Here is a 16,962-nt window from a genome sequence, read left to right as displayed (position 1 = left end):
ACAGCTTCTAATTTCACTTTTTCTTTAAATTTAACCATACAAAAACTGCACCTCCAATTGTTAGATTGAGTGTCTAATAATTGGGGAGCAGTTCATTGATGTGAAAGGCAATTAGCGATCTCTTAAGCGTTTCAAAAAAACTCACTTGAAATAAAAATTCATCGCGTTTTGATAAAGAATTTTTTCCGCTGAAATTGGATCAAACAACTCTTGAATCAGTTCAATATCTGCATAAGAAAAAGGTCTTTTTGCTCGTGTGGACGGCAAGTCTGTACCGAACATTAACGCTTCTGAATTGACAGCGTAAATTGATTTCAACGCATGTTCTACATTGAGCTCTACACGACCAAAACCTGTCGCCTTTACTCGTACACCTTTTTCTACGAGTCGCAGCAAATGAGGTAAGCCTTCCTCAGAGAGTCCTAAATGATCAATTGAAATCGCCGGTAATTTTTCAATCGTTGGTGCAATTTCTGGCAAACTTTTTGCGTCAATATATAATTCACTATGCCAGCCAGCTAAATCATATACACGTCTCGCAAAGTAATCGAGCTTCGATAAATCTTCCGAGCCGCCGCGCTTCACATTGAATCGGAGTGCGCGTACACCTTTATTATGTAAATCGATAATCTCATCATCGGTCACCGAAAATGGAAGCTGTGTAACACCACAAAATACAGATCCCATTTTCTCTAAAGCATTCACTCAATATGCTTGATCAAAACCTTGAAAAGAACCGGATACAATTGCCCCACCTACAATAGGATAAGTCGCAGTTTCTTTTTGATAATCTTCTACAACATAGCTAGGTGGTACATATCCTTGATTTTCAGTAATCGGAAAATCAAAATCAATAATGTGAAAGTGTGCATCAAAAATTCTCATCTTACCGCCCCCTTTCTTTAACATTAACAGATATACAACATAAAAGAAAATTATGTTCTTTTATACAAATACATAATTTTATCTTATCAATTAGAATGTACGAGTCATTAAATGATATATTTGAGATGTAGTTCAGATTAGTTTATTGATTTTTATATTTACAATTCATCAACACAAAAAAGCTAGGCTCACAAAAAAATTGTGAATACCTAGCTTTCTTTATGCGTGTTCATTTGTTAACCATGACATTACTAGTTTACCATATTATTCTTATTAATGTCGAATCTTTTGATTTATGGGTACTCATTATTAAGCTGTCAATTCAAAAAATAATTGAATACCTAGTCTTTTTTTGATTTTATACATTTTTGTAAATCCTAATATACGAATGCATACTAAAGAGCTTTTTTATTCACTCTTCATATGTTTGATTTCTTCGACCATACTCGAGAGCTTTATGAGCGTTTTCCAATTACGGACAGTTGCTGGAATCTCAAGCTTTTTTAGATTATTGCCTAGTTTGGAATTTCGAATGCTATCATAAAATAAAAGATACACATCCCTTCCATTTATGACACAGAGTTCTCTTTCGTTTGCATAGGATAAAAACTTATCACTATTGACTTTCGAAGGAGCTGACGGCAGCAAAGCAACATGCAAACATTCCCCTTTACATAAAAGTTGCGCTTCTGAAATCACCTCATCTAAAAAAGGTAATTGACTAATAATTTGCCGTATTTCCTCTGCTGTCCTAATGACAACTACACTCGATACCCCAAAATCATCTTTAATTTTATCGTGAATTTTCGTTTGTAAAAGCTCCTCAGTTTCATCTGATTCAAAAAGGATGTTTCCACTTTGGATATATGTCTTCACATTATGTAATCCTAATTGCTCAAGAGAATTTCTTAATTCTGCCATAATTATTTTATTATGCCCGCCTACATTAATTCCTCTAAGTAATGCTGTATATATGGTCATACTATCCGCCTTTCCATTTATATTTTATTTACTACTAATAGCTACATCCTTATATTGCTTCGTAGGCTTATCCTCTAGAAAATCAATAATCATCTCATTAAAAATATCTCGGCGCATCGTACTTAATGGATCAAATGCATTTTTGAATAATGCTAATTTTGCATTGTGAATATGTTTAAAAATAGTTCGGGATCCCTTCCCTTCATCAACGCCTGTTATAACTTTCCCTTCGCCTCCCATTACAAGCGTAGGTGACTGTATCCTATACAATTGATCTGTATGAGTTGGGAATGGTGCTTTTTTCATTGCAAGCAACATCTTTTTATCAATCGAAAAAGACTTTTTTAAAATCTGTTGAGTATAAGGCTCCTCTTTATAAAATTTCATCATGATATTTATAATTGTGTGGTATGGAAGTAGACTAAATATAAAGTTTGATAGTGACAGTACCCAGCTAGCCGCGATTGTGGGCATCTCACTATAACTATTAGAAACTACAAGCTTATCCACGTAAGTCGGGTATTTTATTGCAAGTAGCGTAGCCAATTGACCACCTTGTGATACACCGACAACATGAATTTTGCTAATTCCTAGTACATCCAAAAAACATTTGATATCCTCCACAATTATATGATGATCATATTTATTATTCGGGAATTCCTTTGTTGTATCACCGTGTCCTCTATAATCTGGCAGAATCATTTGATAGTGTGAAGAAAATGCTTCAAATTGAGGCTCCCACATTTTCCATGATGCTCCGCTCCCATGCAAAAACAATATGGGCGTCCCTTGTCCTCTAATTTCATAATGTATATTGATATTGTTCGCATTAACTTTTGGCATAAAATATCCTCCTACTTTGTCTTACAAACATATCGCTCTTTTCACTCAACTAAAATTTGCTCTTTCTGTTGGATTACAAATTCATTTAGAAATAGCAGAATAAGAATATTACGATATGAAAAAAGGTAATAAAAAGAAAAGACACCCAGATGAGTGCCTTTAGATAATTTTCTTACCTATATGAATCATGAGTAGGTTGAAACAAGTCTTCTTCTGAATTTCTAACAACAGAAAAGTGTTCGACATTGTAATGACCATGCAGTGTATGATTATGATGCTTGATAATATGTTCTGCACTTAAAACATCACTGTCCGCAGTTGAATGCCCATCACCAACTAACGTGACATCAAAACCACTAATAGTCGCCGTTCTTACTGCACTATCAATGCAGTGCTGCGTCGAACAGCCCATCACAACTACATGTGTAATTTCTTGTGATTGCAAATGATTTAGAAGTTCAGTCCCATGGAAACAATTCGTTGCTTTCTTATCGAAAATCTTTGCTTCATGAGGAACATTAATACCATTATGAATTTCGAATCCTTTCCCTTTACCTTCCGCAACATCAAGATCTCTTACAAATGCAACTGGAACATTGGAATTCCTTGCTTTATCAATGACTAAATTGATATTCCTAATAAGTAGTTCTTTATTAAAAACAGCTTTTTCTTTCTCATTGCCATCCAATAATTCTTGCTGAGCATCAATAATAAGTAATGCCTGATTCAAATAATTTTCCCCCTCCAATTTGAGGAAACTAGTAGTTAGACGGTTTCCCCTTTTTGTTTATCACGCTAACATATTTTTTATTCATACTATCTACCCCCTAAATGAAATTGTCATTTAAGACTAATTAATTTTACCATTTATTCCAAAAAGATAATAGCTGATAAAATGGAACTTTTCATGCTTATCACTAAAACATGTTGTTGATCCAACTGAAGGCGTCGGTCTCCACTCTAATCAGTTTTATCAAATGTCATCCTCCAACTTTAATCATGATGACACATGTCCTTGATACTATTACAATGATTAAGTATGTATGCCATACATTGAACCGTATCATCAATGCGTTGTTTTTTCGAATTATAATAACGTATATTTGAACCTTCTCGAATAGCAATAGCTTCGTTAATAACTTTATGAAATTCTTCAGGTAAATGATGTATCGCAAATTTACAAGCATCTACTTTTGAAACAATATCAATTTCTGTTAATGTATAAAATTGTCGTAACATCCCAGTAATAGACCATTCTACTTCTTCATCAACTAATTTATTTGGTATCACAAATGCCATAGTTTTATATTTTTCCATCGTTTTCAATCTATTCGCCCAATAACTGTTCATGTTTTGCAAAACATAATTAACCAGCACTCTTTCATCTACACTGAAGTTATAAGTAGCTATATCCGGCCCTAAAACGGTAATCCCTTTATTTTTTAAAACCCACCAAGTGATTGGGTTAATATCATCATTACCCCAATTTGTTTTGCCTTCATTTACCTTTAGACAGCCCTTTACCTCACTCTGTTTCTTTCCGACATCTCCAACTTGTATATAACTTCCATCCATCCCTATTTCCTTATATTTTCGATTTAATTCTTTGTGAAGGTCGGATATTACTTTCGCATCTTCTTCTGTTAATGTTCTGTTTACAACTGTTACAAAATCGATATCACTAGAGCCGTTTATGTAAGCGTTCAGAGCAATTGAACCATGTAAATAAAACCCTTCAAGTATATTCGGTATTTTATTTTGAAATAGGCTTAAATATTCATTTAAAACTGTTTGAACCGGAATAGGAATTCTAGAATCCATATAAACTCTCCTTTTCATCAAATAATACTTATATTACCAAAACATCTGACTAATTTACAATTATTGATAATAATGTGATTAAACCTTAAATCAGAGATGCAATTTTTTCAAACCAATTTCCGTTTGATTTTCGATAAGACTGGACGCCCTTAGAAAAGCATGCTGTCGGACCGGAAATCAACCCTACATTATGATGAAGAGCTAATATAGTGTATCTTATAAAAATTCATTGGGTATTCTAGGAATTAGATAAGGAGTGGGGGAATTTGTACACAGGGTATTTACAAGTAGTTGTTCAAACGGTTATTACCTTTTTTGTTCTTCTGACACTTACGAGGTTTTTAGGTAAAAAACAATTAAGTCACTTAACCTTCTTTAACTACGTAACTGGTATTACAATCGGTTCCATTGCAGCCAATATGGTACTATTAAAAACAATTGTATTCATAAAATTTTTAATTAGCTTAATTGTTTGGTGTGCGCTTACAACTTTAATTAGTTACATCGCTCTAAAATCAGGTAAAGCAAGAACATTACTTGACGGTCAACCGACAATTGTTATTAAAAAAGGAAAAATAGATAGAAAAGCTTTAGCTAACACTAAAATTAATCTTGTTTTAGAACCAAATGGCATGCTTAGTATTCTGAGAAAGCCTGAATTTCAAAGCACTCAAAAGACTGATTTAAGTATCTATCCTTCAGCTCCGTCTTTTATCCCAATTGAAATCATCACAGATGGGAAGCTATTGCCACGAAATTTACTGGAAGTTGGAAAAAGTAGAGAATGGCTAGATAACGAATTAAAAAAGGCAAATGTTAAAACAATCCAAGAAGTTTTATATGCAGAAATTCAACCAGACGGCAACATATTTATCCAAAAAATTGAATAAGATGATTTTCTTATTCAGTTGCTTCCAAGCACCTAAAACTTGACAAAAAAATTTTTTTATGCAATAATTTACTTTTATTATATTTATTTGTACAATAGGATTCTCCTGGCCAGGGGAATCCTATTTTTTTTGAAGGAGTGTATTTGCATGAACAAAGGTGAATCCAGTTTAACTTCATTAATCTCAGCTTTTAGTAGAGCTTATCATAGTCAATTCGATACCCCTAAAATTTTTGATGACTATCTAGCAAAAGAGTTAATCACACAAAAAGAGTTCCTTGACATTCAAACAAATATGATTCAAGGCATCCAGTTTTTTAACAAAGAAATCGCAGAAAAACTAAATGGACAAACTGAAGAGTTATTAAAATGGATAGTGCAAACTCACCTCTCCCCTACGCCCTTGGCACGTGCAGCATATTGCGAAAAAGTTGTGCACAATGAAGTCATGTTAGGTTTACAGCAATATGTCATACTCGGAGCAGGATTAGACACATTTAGCTTAAGACACCCTGAATTTGAAAACATTTTAGAAATCTTTGAAATTGATCATCCTGCAACACAGGAGTTTAAAAAGAAAAGATTGACTGAAGTTGAAATAACGCTGCCAAGTAATGTACATTACATTTCCATGGATTTCACCAAAAAGTTTTCCTATCAACATCTAACGGATAACGGCTTCGACAATAAAAAAACGTTCTTTAGTCTACTAGGTGTTTCCTATTATTTAACGAAAGAGGAAACGTCAAGCTTACTTAAACATTTGTTTGCCAATGTACCGTCTGGAAGTTCCATCGTATTAGATTATGCAGATGAAAAATTATTTACTGAAAAAGGAATTTCAAATCGAGTAGATAATATGGTGAAAATGGCTGCAGCTAGTGGTGAACCAATGAAATCATGTTTTACTTATAAAGAAATGGAAAAAATGTTAGAAAACTTAGGCTTGCTAATTTATGAGCATTTATCTCCAAATACAATTAATGAACTTTATTTTGACAATCGAGAAGATTATTTAACAGCCTTTGAAACAATTCACTACATTCATGCTGTGAAAAGGTAAATTGAAGTTTGGAGGAGTCATCAAATGAAAATTTATCAATTGTCTAAAGAAAACGGCAAAAATATAACACAATTTAAGTCAAATTTTATTATGTCTCGAATTATCAACACTGAAGCATCAGCTAGTATCGGATGTATGTATTTAGAAGAAAACGGTGTAATTGGCTATCATCAAGCAGTAGTTCCCCAGCTTCTTTTAATTATAGAGGGAGAAGGATTTGTAAAAAATGAACAAGAGCAATATTTTCAAGTCCAGCCTGGTGACGCAATTTTTTGGGAGAAGGACGAATGGCATGAAACAAAATCGGATAAAGGATTAACTGGCATCGTGATAGAATCTGAACACTTAAATCCCGCAGCTTTCATGCCTCTAAAGTTGGTTGTCGATATTTTCTGAATATTTCTCAGGCAATTAACTATGCAAGAATAACATCTTATCATATTTTAGTAATGTAAGATGGTTTAGTCTTACACCTCCCAAGCTTTGTTACTAAGGGTCACTTATTATAGGTGACCCTCTTTAAATTTACTATTCAATTAATAGTGTTTCTCTATAGTTTATTGACAAACTCCCAGTGGATTTCCGTCTGGATCATAAAAGGTAAAAAATTTCGTCTCACCTTCTCCATCTATTTCATTAACTTTAACATTCTTTTCAATTAATGATTGGTATGTTTCTTCAATGTCTTGTGTAATAAAATTAAAGAACTTCCCTACCCCAAAATAATTTTCTGGGAAATTTAGTGGTAAATGATTTTTTACTTTTACTAAACAAACAACAGTTTGAGATTCTGCATCAATTTTCATTACTGCAGCACCTTCCTCTAAGTATAAAAGAGAAAATCCTAGTTTCTCCTCGTACCATTTTGCAGATAGTTCGGGGTTCTTAATTGGAATAAATATTGCTTCTACTCCTTTTAATATAGGTTTACTCATACTTTCCCCCCTTATAATTTTCTTTAAAAATACGGCTCAGCTCACTCCACACATCAAACTTATTTCCGTCTACATCATAAAAAACAAAATTTCTTCCCGCATGGCCCCTATTTTCAATTCCTTCAACTTTAATTCCTTTATCGATCAATTCTGTCTCGGCATAATTGCGTCCGGAATCGGCTTTGTGCTTGCACAAAAAACTCCTTTCCAATTCCGTGATATCCGCCGGAGGTTTTAACTTCTTTCAGCAGGTGTTTGAACACCTGCTGAAAGAAGTTAAAACGTTTACGAATAGTCTCTAATGCACTTAATCGTCAATAAAATTTGAGCTTTGATTGTTCATGGATTTCACAAGAAAAAAACGTTGATTGGCAAAATTATCAATTGCCTTATCACTATTCTGGTAACAGCGTTCTGCCCCCAGTTACTTACATACCATTCACATCACCGTTCTACATTGCTACTGGAATATATGAAGTTCCTATTCTAATTAACTTTTCACCCATCTACTCGCCCTCTTGAATCTATCCGGTAAATTATCCCACATTCTACCTTTATATCCTTTTACGCCTGTGCTACAATTTCATCCTTACAAAATGCTAAGTTTGATTTGAAGTTGTGTTTGTCTACAGTCTAAAACGACCAGACCCAATTTCGAGTTCTGGTCATTATGAAATGCTAAGTGTCAAAGTTAGGCAACCCAATAAAAACAGTAAAGATTCTCCCCATACACTAACTCGAATGAGTATTCCCTCTTCTGTAGATTAACTCTTTACAAATATAAAATTGATTCTCTATATATATTATATAGAAAGAGGATTGTATAAGGCACTTTAATATCCAAGTGTATTTGATTCATAGAAAGATGTGTGCTGTCGAAGATAAAATTTATTCTTTAGTATGGAGGAATTTTGAAATATGGAACAAAAACAATTAACCTTATGGCGCCCTAAAGGTTTTTTGCAGTGGCTATTAACAGGCATTTCAGTAGTACTAACACTTCTTACTGCCATGATTACGTATGCCATTTTTCATACAACTAATATTCTTAGTGTAATTGGTTTCCTTGGAACGCTTGCATTGTACTCTCCATGGTTTTTATTAATCTTAACCTTTTTTATCATAGTGCTATTAATACTTGCTTTATGGAAGAAAGCTAAAATCGCTCAATTCATGTTGATTCCGCTATTGATAATAAATGTATTTCTAAATGTGGAGCCAATTATGGAAATGAAGAACTATGCTAAAAAAGAAAATGTTCAAGTTTCACTTTACTCTCACTTTTTTTACAAAACAGAAATATCATCAAAGTTTACAAAAGATATCGTATACGGAAAAACTACAGATGGCGTTGAGTTAAAGCTTGATATGTGGCCAGCTAATGAAAAATTGAAAAACACACGTACTCCAGCTGTTATAAAGGTACATGGAGGCGGATGGGTTGAGGGTAGTAAAGCGAGTGCCCCTTATTTGAATCAATGGTTAAGTGAATTAGGATTTACTGTTTTTGATATAGACTATCGCATGCCACCCCAAGCAGGATGGAAAGATGAGGTAGCTGATGTGAAATCAGCAATAGGATGGGTAGTAGAATATGCGGATACTTACAAAATTGATCCTAAAAAAATAAACTTAATGGGTGATTCAGCAGGTGGAAATCTAGCTATGCTCGCTGCTTATAGTATAGGAGACACAACTTTACTACCGTCCACCAATGTACCATCAGTACCTATTAATACTGTGATAAATTTTTATGGACCGTCAGATATGACAAAATTTTATGAGAATAACCCGAGTCCGGGCTATGTGCAAAATGTTATGAAAGAGTATATAAGGGGCACACCTTCACAATTTCCTGATCGTTATCAAAAGCTTTCTCCTATCAATTATATTGGAGAACACACACCACCTACCATTATGTTTTTAGGCACGAGCGACAGTCTTGTCCCAACAGAACAAGCTAAAATATTGGGCAAGGAACTTTCAATGAATCATGTTCCTCATGAGATCTATTATCTTCCGAAAGCTGAACATGTTTATGATGGAGTACTAGGTAGTTTGAATACCCAAATTACGTTCGAGAAGCTCAAGACATTCCTTCAGAAATATAACAAATAACATGCTACAGAAAAAATTGTAGATAAAGTTGACATTTAAAAGAGCACCCCTGTTAAGCAAAAAACGTAATGAAGTAACCTGCCTGTAGTGGACTCCACCACCGAGTTGTTGTGCATGCTGGAGCAAATAACAAAATGACCAGACTCCATCTCGAGTTCTGGTCATTACTTTTTTTACGTTTTTTAACTATAATTTCCTTTGAACAATTATTGGTCACTATACTTGAATGTTTTTAATGAAATAATAAGTGTCAATGCTAGGCATCCTATTAAAAGGAATAAAGATGCTCCCCATGTACTAAAGTTATTTATAAATGCAGCTTTAATCCCATTTAAAAACCATTCGAATGGATTTATCAGACTAATATATTGTATAAAGTTTGGCGCCTTTTCCATTGTAAAAAATGCATTGCTACAAAGTAACATTGGTATCATCAGTACATTGGCAGTCATACTTAAATGTCCCTCGTTCTTCACGAGACTTGATAAAAAAAAGCTTAAAAAAACAAAACTTAATGAGGCTATTAAAATAATCGGTGTCATATATAAGAATGTATTAAAAGATATATCTAGACGATTGATAACGATAGAAAATAAAAGCACGATATAAGATAAAATAATGGCAACTATTGCCCACGAACTCGAAATACTAATGATATATTTCCATAAAGGCATAGGTGTAGCGTGAAGTAAATTATAGACACCTCTTTTTCTTTGCGATAACGCTATAAAAGCAGTGGTCATAAACGAATAAAAAAATACACTCACAGCAATGATTCCTTCTACATAATTTCCTGCATAGCTCGGTACAAATAACCTTAGCGCAATAATCGCAGCAAATGGCATTAATATTGACCAAAATAGTAAATACATATCTTTAATACTCGATTTCAAATTTAATACGAAAACAGCCTTCATTTTCTCACTCCTCACATTGTCAATTCAAAAAATAATTCTTCTAAATTTTGAGTTTGGTAGTGCTCCATTAAACTATCAGGTGAACCATTTGCAATTATTTTTCCATGATGCATCATCAACACTCTGTCAGCCACATTCATTACCTCCAACATATCGTGGGAAGAAAATAAGACGGAAACCCCGCTATCTTTTAAACGTTTAATGATATGTTGAATTTCTCGTTGTCCTCTTGGATCTAATCCTGCAGAAGGTTCATCCAAAATCACAAGTTTAGGATTATGCAAAGTTGTCACGATAATTGCCAGGCGCTTTTGCTGTCCTAATGACAGTTTAATAGCAGGCATTTTTTTCACCTGCAATAAATCAAAAGCTGCAAGTTTTTCATCTATCAGCATTTTTGTTAGCGAAACTCCATAAAATGCAGCAAATAATTTCAGATTATCCTCTACAGAATAGCCTTCGAAAAAAGGTGTTGTTTGAAGCTGCGTACCTATTTCCTTTTTGTATTCAGATGTCCAGTATTTAATTGCTCCACTGTCCTGAGGAATAATGCCAAGAAGCATACCGATAGTTGTTGTTTTACCAGCACCATTTGTGCCCACTAAAGCTACTATCTCCCCCTCATTAATATCAACATCTATATGATCAACGACACATCTAGTTTTATAACTTTTCATTAATTGACTAGCGCTAATTAATTTTTTCACTTTTTCTCTCCTTTACTTATTGTTGTATATTCAACGTTGATCATGTAGGTATTTTTTAACTCCCTCATTCGAGGGAGTTATTTTTTTTCATAATATCAATAGCTTGATGTACAAATTTTGTCTGCACTTTCACAATTTCTAGCATATTATCAAATGCTAGTTGTGTTAATGCTGGCAGTTCTCCTTGCATAGCAATCAATTTCGCCTCATAGCCAGCATTGATAGCCTGCTCTTCTTGCTCTAAAATTTTTTTCTGCTTTTCTAATGCTTCCACAGCTTTAGCTTTTGGCAGTTTAAATGCAAAGGATACACCAGAATACAAAGTTGTAGGGTAAACTACAGAGGATTTTTCCAGAGCCTCGATAATTAATTCTTGCTCATGCTCCCTGCCCTTTTCGGTAATTTGGTAAATTGCTTTTTGTCTATGACCTGTGGATTCAATGCTAGCCACCTCTATGTAGCCATCTTTTTCAAGCTTCTTTAAAGCATTATAGATAGAGCCGATTAGCACACCACCCCATCGTTCAGCGTCATTTAATTCAAGCATTACTTTAATATCATAGCCAGTCATTGGTTTTAGCCCCAACATTGCAAGAACTAATAGCCTTGTCATAATAATCACCTTTTTATATTCAACGTTGAATAAGTTGAATATACCGTTTTTTGATTTTTTTGTCAATTATCTTTATAATTCTTTTTTAATGTCGGAAAAATCTAAATTCGCTATAATAAATTATTTTATGATAGAATATATCATATTGCGCCATCAAAGGGGCATGTACCAATTCAAGCTGTAGCAAATTTATTTGCTACAGCTCTTTTTTTAAAAAAATTTATTTCCTATTTTCTAATTCCCTTTTTTGCAAATTAACCTAATGATTGTTTAAGGTTATCGTTAACTGGCCAGGCGTTTTGTAAAAATTCATGAAACGTTAGTATATTCGGTTCATCTGAGCGAACTTTTAAATTTATAGCTGATGTAATTATTGATTCTGAAACATGTTGGAGGATCTTGATCGAACCGTCCTGTATTTCATTTTCAATAGCATTTTGACCTAAAATCGCATAGCCTGTTCCGTTCAACACGGCACGCTTAATCATCTCATCACTTCCCCCAACCATAATAGTGGACTGAGGTTGAAAATCTGCTTTTTTGAAGTATTGTTCTATAATATTGCTGAAACTACAATGATAGTCATAGGAGATAAAAGTAGCTTCTCTTATAATTTCATGAAAACTTCTTTCTTTGCAAATTTCAGACGAAGCAACTAAAAAAGCCTTTTCCTCTTCTAAAAAAGTTTTACTGATATCGATATCATTACACTCATTCGCAATAATGGCGATATCTGCCACATGGTCTCGCACACTTTTGATAGCATGTACACTGTTTAGTGGTAGAAGGCTTATTTTCACAGTCGGGTATATTTCCAAATAAGCGTTTACAATCGGCGAAAGATGTTGCGTACAATAATATTCTGAGGCAGCAATCGTTAGAATGCCAGACGGTCCATGTAGTTCTTCCATGTCTTTTTCTAACTTATCTATAAAGATAAATAAGCTATCGACATGGTCTTTTAACTTTTTTCCAGCAGCTGTTAGCAACGTCTTTTTACCAACTCTTGTTAATAGAGTGTGATTCAGTTCTTTTTCTAAAGACTGTATTTGTAACGTAATAGTTGGCTGTGTATATCCTAATCTTTTGGCAGCCTTTGTGATATTTAATTCTTCTGCGACTACTTGAAAGGTTTTTAAATTCCTTAGTTCCATCTATATCACCGTCTACTTTCCCCTTATTCCCACAAAATGAATTTTCTCCAAAGATGTATTTCCATTATAAAGTAATAATTCTCCTACTTCCATTTAAGAAAATGAGATGTATTTAACTCCAATTATTTCCACTTTAGCTATTTACAATTTTAGGAATCCCATTTCAAATAATATTTATCAACAATCTTTTAACTATTAATATTTCTTATAGTAGGCATTTGACGTATTTTCTGAATTAAGAGAAAATTCTTTCAACACCAACGAAATGGGGATGAGTTTATGATTGATTGGAAAAACATAAATGAAGAAGGCTTATTAGCGCCCACAATGGCGAAGGATTTTCCAAATTTACAGGTAGTTAAATCGGAGGGATTATTTTATATAGGGGTCGACGGTAAAAAGTATCTAGACTTTACTTCTGGTATAGCTACAGAAAATACAGGGCACAGACATCCCAAGGTCATTACTGCGATTAAAAATCAAGTTGATTATTTAGTTCATGGTCCTATTGGTATTATAAATTACGATTCAATTATTCTATTAGCTAAGAAATTGAGAAAGATTCTCCCACAGTCATTAGATTGTTTTTTCTTCGGAAATAGTGGAGCAGAGGCAATTGAAGGTGCCGTAAAATTAGCAAGACATGTAACTAGGAGACCTTACGTTGTTTCTTTCCTTGGAGGATTCCATGGAAGAACGATGGGAGCCTTAAGCCTCACTACATCAAAAAGTAAATACAGAAAGAGTTTACCAGTCGGAGCGAACATGACATATCAATTACCATATGCTCAATTAACGGAAACACCAGCAGGTTTAAACCATGATGAATATTGGTCAGAACGCGTTGAAAAAGATTTTGAACGTTTATTTAATCATCAAGTGTCTCCAGATGAAGTGGCAGCTGTTATTTTAGAGCCTGTTCTAGGAGAAGGCGGTTATATTATCCCTCCAAAAGCATGGTTACAAAAAATAAAAGCAATCTGTGACCGCTACGGAATATTATTAATCTTTGATGAAGTTCAAACTGGTTTTGGTCGAACTGGTGACTGGTTTGCAGCAAATCGATTTGATGTGATCCCTGATATTATGGCGATTGCAAAGGGAATTGCCAGCGGACTACCCCTTAGCGCAACAGTAGCTTCAAGGGAATTAATGGAACAATGGACAATTGGAAGTCATAGTACTACATTCGGTGGAAATCCTATCGCATGTGCGGCCGCATGCGCTACAATTGACGTTCTTGAAGATGAAGGTTTAGTAGAAAATGCAAGAATATTAGGTGACTATGCATTAAATAAATTAATACTCTTAAAAGAAAAACATCACACGATTGGTGAAGTTCGTGGAATTGGTTTGATGTTAGGAATTGAAATTATTCATCCAGAAACCCAAGAACCCAATGGTAAGGGGTTAATGAATATCCTAGAGAAATGTCTGCATAAAGGGGTTATTTACTATTTAAGCGGTAATAAAGGAGAAGTAATTCGAATGATGCCCCCATTAAATATTGATAAAGAACATTTAGACTTAGGAATTTCCTTGCTAGACGAAGCAATTACTGAATACGAATTAGAATTAAGTTCGGGGGTGTATTAATGAATATATTGGATACTTTCGTTCTTGTTCTTTATTTTGGTGCCTTAATAATTGTAGGAATAATCGGAATTAAAAAAGCGAAATCAGAAAAAGATTTTGTCCTCGCAGGAAGTCGTCTAGGGTATTACAGCCACGTTGGTTGTTTAGCAGCTGTTATTATTGGTGGTGCAGCTACGATGGGTTCAACGACATTAGGTTATGATTATGGGGTTTCTGGTCTTTGGTTTGTTTCGATGATGGGCTTTGGTATAGCTGCCTTGGGTCTTTTCGTCGTTAATAAAATTGGTGGGTATGAGGTTTTTACTATTAGTCAGTTACTAGGAAAGCGCTTTGGTGAAGGAACTCAGCTTATTAGTGCGATTGTTACAGGGGTATGTGGAGTATTACCTTAACCGATATTATACAATTTATTGTCATGACTATCGGTGTATTTTTCATTATGTTCCCGTTTAGCGTAAACAGTGTCGGAGGATTAACAGTTCTATTTAGTAGTGTGCCAGAAGCGCATCTAAGCCTTACAAATATCGGCTGGGACCGAATCTTCCAATACTTTTTATTGTACTTCTTTGGTTTAATGGTTTCTCAAGACATCTGGCAGCGTGTATTTACAGCGAGAAGTCAAAAGGTAGCGAAAAGCAGTGCTATTTCAGCTGGTGTATACAGTGTTTTATATGGTCTAGTACTAAGTATAGTGGGTATGTGTGCACTTGTCCTACTTCCAAATCTAGGGGAAACTCAATCTGCTTTTACTAGTCTTGCATTAGAAATTCTTCCACCAGGCTTGTTGGGACTTGTTCTTGCTGGTGTTTGTTCTGCACTTATGTCAAATGCTTCAGGAGCTATTTTTGCCTCTGCGACACTTATCACCAACGATATTATTAAGGTGTACGTAAAAAAAGATATGACTGATAGAGATATCATCAATACATCGCGAATGGTCATCCTTGGCTTAGGTGTCTTAGCCATCATTTTCTCTGTATGGATTCAAAACATACTAGTGGCATTAGACATGGCCTACGCAATTTTATCAGGTGCTATCTTCGTACCTCTTATCGTCGGCCTTTATTGGAAACGTGTAACAAGTAAAGCTGCTTTCTACTCTATAATTGCTAGTTCACTAGTTGTCTTTATTTCATTTATAATTTTTGGCATTACTTCTACACTACCAATTATTTATGGTTTAATTACTGGACTCGTCGTTATTGTAGGTTTCACGCTTATTATTCCCGAAAATAACATTGAGATGAACAAAAAAAATACAACAATTTACAAGTGAACATTTATAGAAAATACCAATTTCACACAAACTCAATGTAAGCTGCACTCCAAAAGTTAAACACATCTAACAATTGGAGATGCAGTTTTTTTATGAATATCAAAAAGTATTTTCATAAAGAATTTCTTCGGCATCATGACATCCCTAGTTTTTCTTCCATCATGCAAAGTGACCTTTACTATGTTAATTCAGAAATTTGCTGTGATTAGGTAAAGCAATCTGCTCGAATTCACTAGCTAACTTATGCAAATTTCTCGTAAGCTCTTCCCCCTTCATTGGTAATCCATGTCCTGCAATAGCTACTGAAGGTTTTAGAGCCTCTAATTTTTTTACAGAATCCCAAGCTGCTTGCCAATCCGTCGTAAAGTATCGCGGCGGCCCGCTAATTTCCTTTTTTTGTAGCAACACTTTGTAGAGCGACTCTTGTTTAACCGTAACAAATGCATCTCCAACAATTAATGCTCGATCCTCTTCACGAAATAATGATATATGTCCTGGCGTATGACCCGGCGTATGAATCCAACGAAAACCATCCATAAATGGAATACTACCATCCGAAGGAAGTGCCTCAACTCTGTTTCCTAAGTTAATCGCTTCATTCGGAAAAATGGATGAAACTTTTGCTAGTAGGCCACCATTTACACTAGGATCAGGTTTAGGGTAATTTTTTATATCTGTTAAATAAGGTAATTCTAAAGAATGTGCATAAACCGGCATACCCCAGTGTTCAATTAAATCAATTATCGCCCCAACATGATCAAAATGACCGTGCGTCAAAATTAGCGCTTTAGGTCGGCTATTTGATCCAAATCTCTCCTCGGCTATCGAAATAATTTCCTTTGCACTTTTTGGCATGCCTGCATCAATTAATACGAACTCTCTCTTATGAGGTTCACCGAAGAGTACAATATTAACAATTTGAATCGTATGTTGGTATAAATCAGGCAAAACTTCTACACCATCACCACTCCAAATTGATGTCGCAGGAATATATTTAAAGTCGCTACCATAGTGCATATTTTCATGCATGGAAATCCCTACTTCCTCATTGAATTGTAGACAATCATATTTTTCCTTTATACAGTAAAGATATAGCAAGAAAAAAATGGGTTTTATATTTTCCTAAAGCATTAATTTCTTTCAGCGACTGTTTGAGTACTCGCT

At 34.5% G+C, this 16,962-nt stretch carries 17 protein-coding genes and 2 pseudogenes; 7 read left to right on the top strand and 12 right to left on the bottom strand.

Going from position 1 to position 16,962, the window contains the following annotated elements; translation table 11 throughout:
* Positions 1 to 141 precede the first annotated feature (141 nt).
* The 5 genes and pseudogenes from B1B04_RS10250 to B1B04_RS10230 all read right to left on the bottom strand — a co-directional run bounded on the left by B1B04_RS10250 (position 142) and on the right by B1B04_RS10230 (position 4,530).
* A pseudogene (locus B1B04_RS10250) lies at positions 142 to 885 on the bottom strand (amidohydrolase family protein).
* 408 nt (positions 886 to 1,293) lie between these two features.
* Positions 1,294 to 1,866, bottom strand: a complete 573-nt coding sequence (locus B1B04_RS10245; RefSeq protein ID WP_079561363.1) for a DUF1697 domain-containing protein — start codon at positions 1,864 to 1,866, stop codon at positions 1,294 to 1,296.
* A gap of 24 nt (positions 1,867 to 1,890) precedes the next feature.
* The gene (locus tag B1B04_RS10240; protein WP_079561362.1) at positions 1,891 to 2,709 is read right to left on the bottom strand and encodes an alpha/beta fold hydrolase; all 819 of its coding nucleotides are present in this window, start codon (positions 2,707 to 2,709) and stop codon (positions 1,891 to 1,893) included.
* A gap of 172 nt (positions 2,710 to 2,881) precedes the next feature.
* Positions 2,882 to 3,439 (bottom strand): cysteine hydrolase family protein, encoded by a 558-nt coding sequence (locus tag B1B04_RS10235; RefSeq protein ID WP_079561361.1) that lies wholly within the window; start codon positions 3,437 to 3,439, stop codon positions 2,882 to 2,884.
* Positions 3,440 to 3,702: 263 nt separating this feature from the next.
* Entirely contained in the window at positions 3,703 to 4,530 is an 828-nt protein-coding gene (locus B1B04_RS10230; RefSeq protein ID WP_170938955.1) for an aminoglycoside adenylyltransferase domain-containing protein, read from the bottom strand.
* Positions 4,531 to 4,796: 266 nt separating this feature from the next.
* Here B1B04_RS10230 and B1B04_RS10225 point away from each other — a divergent pair, with 266 nt between their 5' ends.
* From B1B04_RS10225 to B1B04_RS10215, 3 genes are all read left to right on the top strand, one after another.
* Positions 4,797 to 5,420, top strand: coding sequence for a DUF421 domain-containing protein (locus tag B1B04_RS10225; RefSeq protein WP_079561359.1), 624 nt, complete (start codon positions 4,797 to 4,799; stop codon positions 5,418 to 5,420).
* A gap of 147 nt (positions 5,421 to 5,567) precedes the next feature.
* Positions 5,568 to 6,482, top strand: a complete 915-nt coding sequence (locus tag B1B04_RS10220) for a class I SAM-dependent methyltransferase (protein WP_079561358.1) — start codon at positions 5,568 to 5,570, stop codon at positions 6,480 to 6,482.
* 24 nt (positions 6,483 to 6,506) lie between these two features.
* Positions 6,507 to 6,878: a cupin domain-containing protein gene (locus B1B04_RS10215; protein WP_079561357.1), complete on the top strand. Its 372-nt coding sequence runs from the start codon at positions 6,507 to 6,509 to the stop codon at positions 6,876 to 6,878.
* Positions 6,879 to 7,039: 161 nt separating this feature from the next.
* Here the strand turns inward: B1B04_RS10215 and B1B04_RS10210 are convergent, their stop codons facing one another.
* Together B1B04_RS10210 and B1B04_RS26700 are read right to left on the bottom strand one after the other, a co-directional pair.
* The gene (locus tag B1B04_RS10210; RefSeq protein WP_079561356.1) at positions 7,040 to 7,417 is read right to left on the bottom strand and encodes a VOC family protein; all 378 of its coding nucleotides are present in this window, start codon (positions 7,415 to 7,417) and stop codon (positions 7,040 to 7,042) included.
* Positions 7,410 to 7,923, bottom strand: a pseudogene (locus B1B04_RS26700) (VOC family protein). The gene B1B04_RS10210 and the pseudogene B1B04_RS26700 overlap by 8 nt, the downstream one beginning before the upstream one ends.
* Before the next feature lie 412 nt (positions 7,924 to 8,335).
* On the opposite strand from B1B04_RS26700, the gene B1B04_RS10200 reads away from it, so the two are divergent.
* Positions 8,336 to 9,535: an alpha/beta hydrolase fold domain-containing protein gene (locus B1B04_RS10200; protein ID WP_079561354.1), complete on the top strand. Its 1,200-nt coding sequence runs from the start codon at positions 8,336 to 8,338 to the stop codon at positions 9,533 to 9,535.
* Between the two features lie 206 nt (positions 9,536 to 9,741).
* Here the strand turns inward: B1B04_RS10200 and B1B04_RS10195 are convergent, their stop codons facing one another.
* The 4 genes from B1B04_RS10195 to B1B04_RS10180 all read right to left on the bottom strand — a co-directional run bounded on the left by B1B04_RS10195 (position 9,742) and on the right by B1B04_RS10180 (position 12,926).
* A complete protein-coding gene (locus B1B04_RS10195; RefSeq protein WP_079561353.1) occupies positions 9,742 to 10,452 on the bottom strand; it encodes an ABC transporter permease in 711 nt (236 codons plus the stop codon).
* A gap of 11 nt (positions 10,453 to 10,463) precedes the next feature.
* Positions 10,464 to 11,159, bottom strand: a complete 696-nt coding sequence (locus B1B04_RS10190) for an ABC transporter ATP-binding protein (protein WP_240518266.1) — start codon at positions 11,157 to 11,159, stop codon at positions 10,464 to 10,466.
* A 64-nt stretch (positions 11,160 to 11,223) separates the two neighbouring features.
* Complete coding sequence (locus tag B1B04_RS10185; protein WP_079561352.1) at positions 11,224 to 11,772, bottom strand: PadR family transcriptional regulator; 549 nt, start codon at positions 11,770 to 11,772, stop codon at positions 11,224 to 11,226.
* A gap of 254 nt (positions 11,773 to 12,026) precedes the next feature.
* Positions 12,027 to 12,926 (bottom strand): LysR family transcriptional regulator, encoded by a 900-nt coding sequence (locus B1B04_RS10180; protein WP_079561351.1) that lies wholly within the window; start codon positions 12,924 to 12,926, stop codon positions 12,027 to 12,029.
* Positions 12,927 to 13,205: 279 nt separating this feature from the next.
* Between B1B04_RS10180 and B1B04_RS10175 the strand changes: the two genes are divergently transcribed.
* The 3 genes from B1B04_RS10175 to B1B04_RS10170 are packed head-to-tail and all read left to right on the top strand — an operon-like array spanning position 13,206 to position 15,798.
* Positions 13,206 to 14,522 carry an aspartate aminotransferase family protein gene (locus B1B04_RS10175; RefSeq protein ID WP_079561350.1) on the top strand — a complete coding sequence of 439 codons (1,317 nt, stop codon included), beginning with the start codon at positions 13,206 to 13,208 and terminating at the stop codon, positions 14,520 to 14,522.
* Positions 14,522 to 14,914, top strand: coding sequence for a sodium:solute symporter family transporter (locus tag B1B04_RS26565; RefSeq protein WP_346426989.1), 393 nt, complete (start codon positions 14,522 to 14,524; stop codon positions 14,912 to 14,914). The genes B1B04_RS10175 and B1B04_RS26565 overlap by 1 nt, the downstream gene beginning before the upstream one ends.
* Positions 14,896 to 15,798 carry a sodium:solute symporter family transporter gene (locus B1B04_RS10170; RefSeq protein WP_346426988.1) on the top strand — a complete coding sequence of 301 codons (903 nt, stop codon included), beginning with the start codon at positions 14,896 to 14,898 and terminating at the stop codon, positions 15,796 to 15,798. The genes B1B04_RS26565 and B1B04_RS10170 overlap by 19 nt, the downstream gene beginning before the upstream one ends.
* A gap of 183 nt (positions 15,799 to 15,981) precedes the next feature.
* Here the strand turns inward: B1B04_RS10170 and B1B04_RS10165 are convergent, their stop codons facing one another.
* A complete protein-coding gene (locus B1B04_RS10165; protein WP_079561349.1) occupies positions 15,982 to 16,827 on the bottom strand; it encodes an MBL fold metallo-hydrolase in 846 nt (281 codons plus the stop codon).
* Positions 16,828 to 16,962: the final 135 nt, after the last annotated feature.

This window comes from Lysinibacillus sp. KCTC 33748, from assembly GCF_002237755.1.
In the GTDB taxonomy this organism is placed as follows: Bacteria; Bacillota; Bacilli; order Bacillales_A; family Planococcaceae; genus Lysinibacillus.
This window is presented reverse-complemented; position numbering and strand designations above follow the sequence as displayed.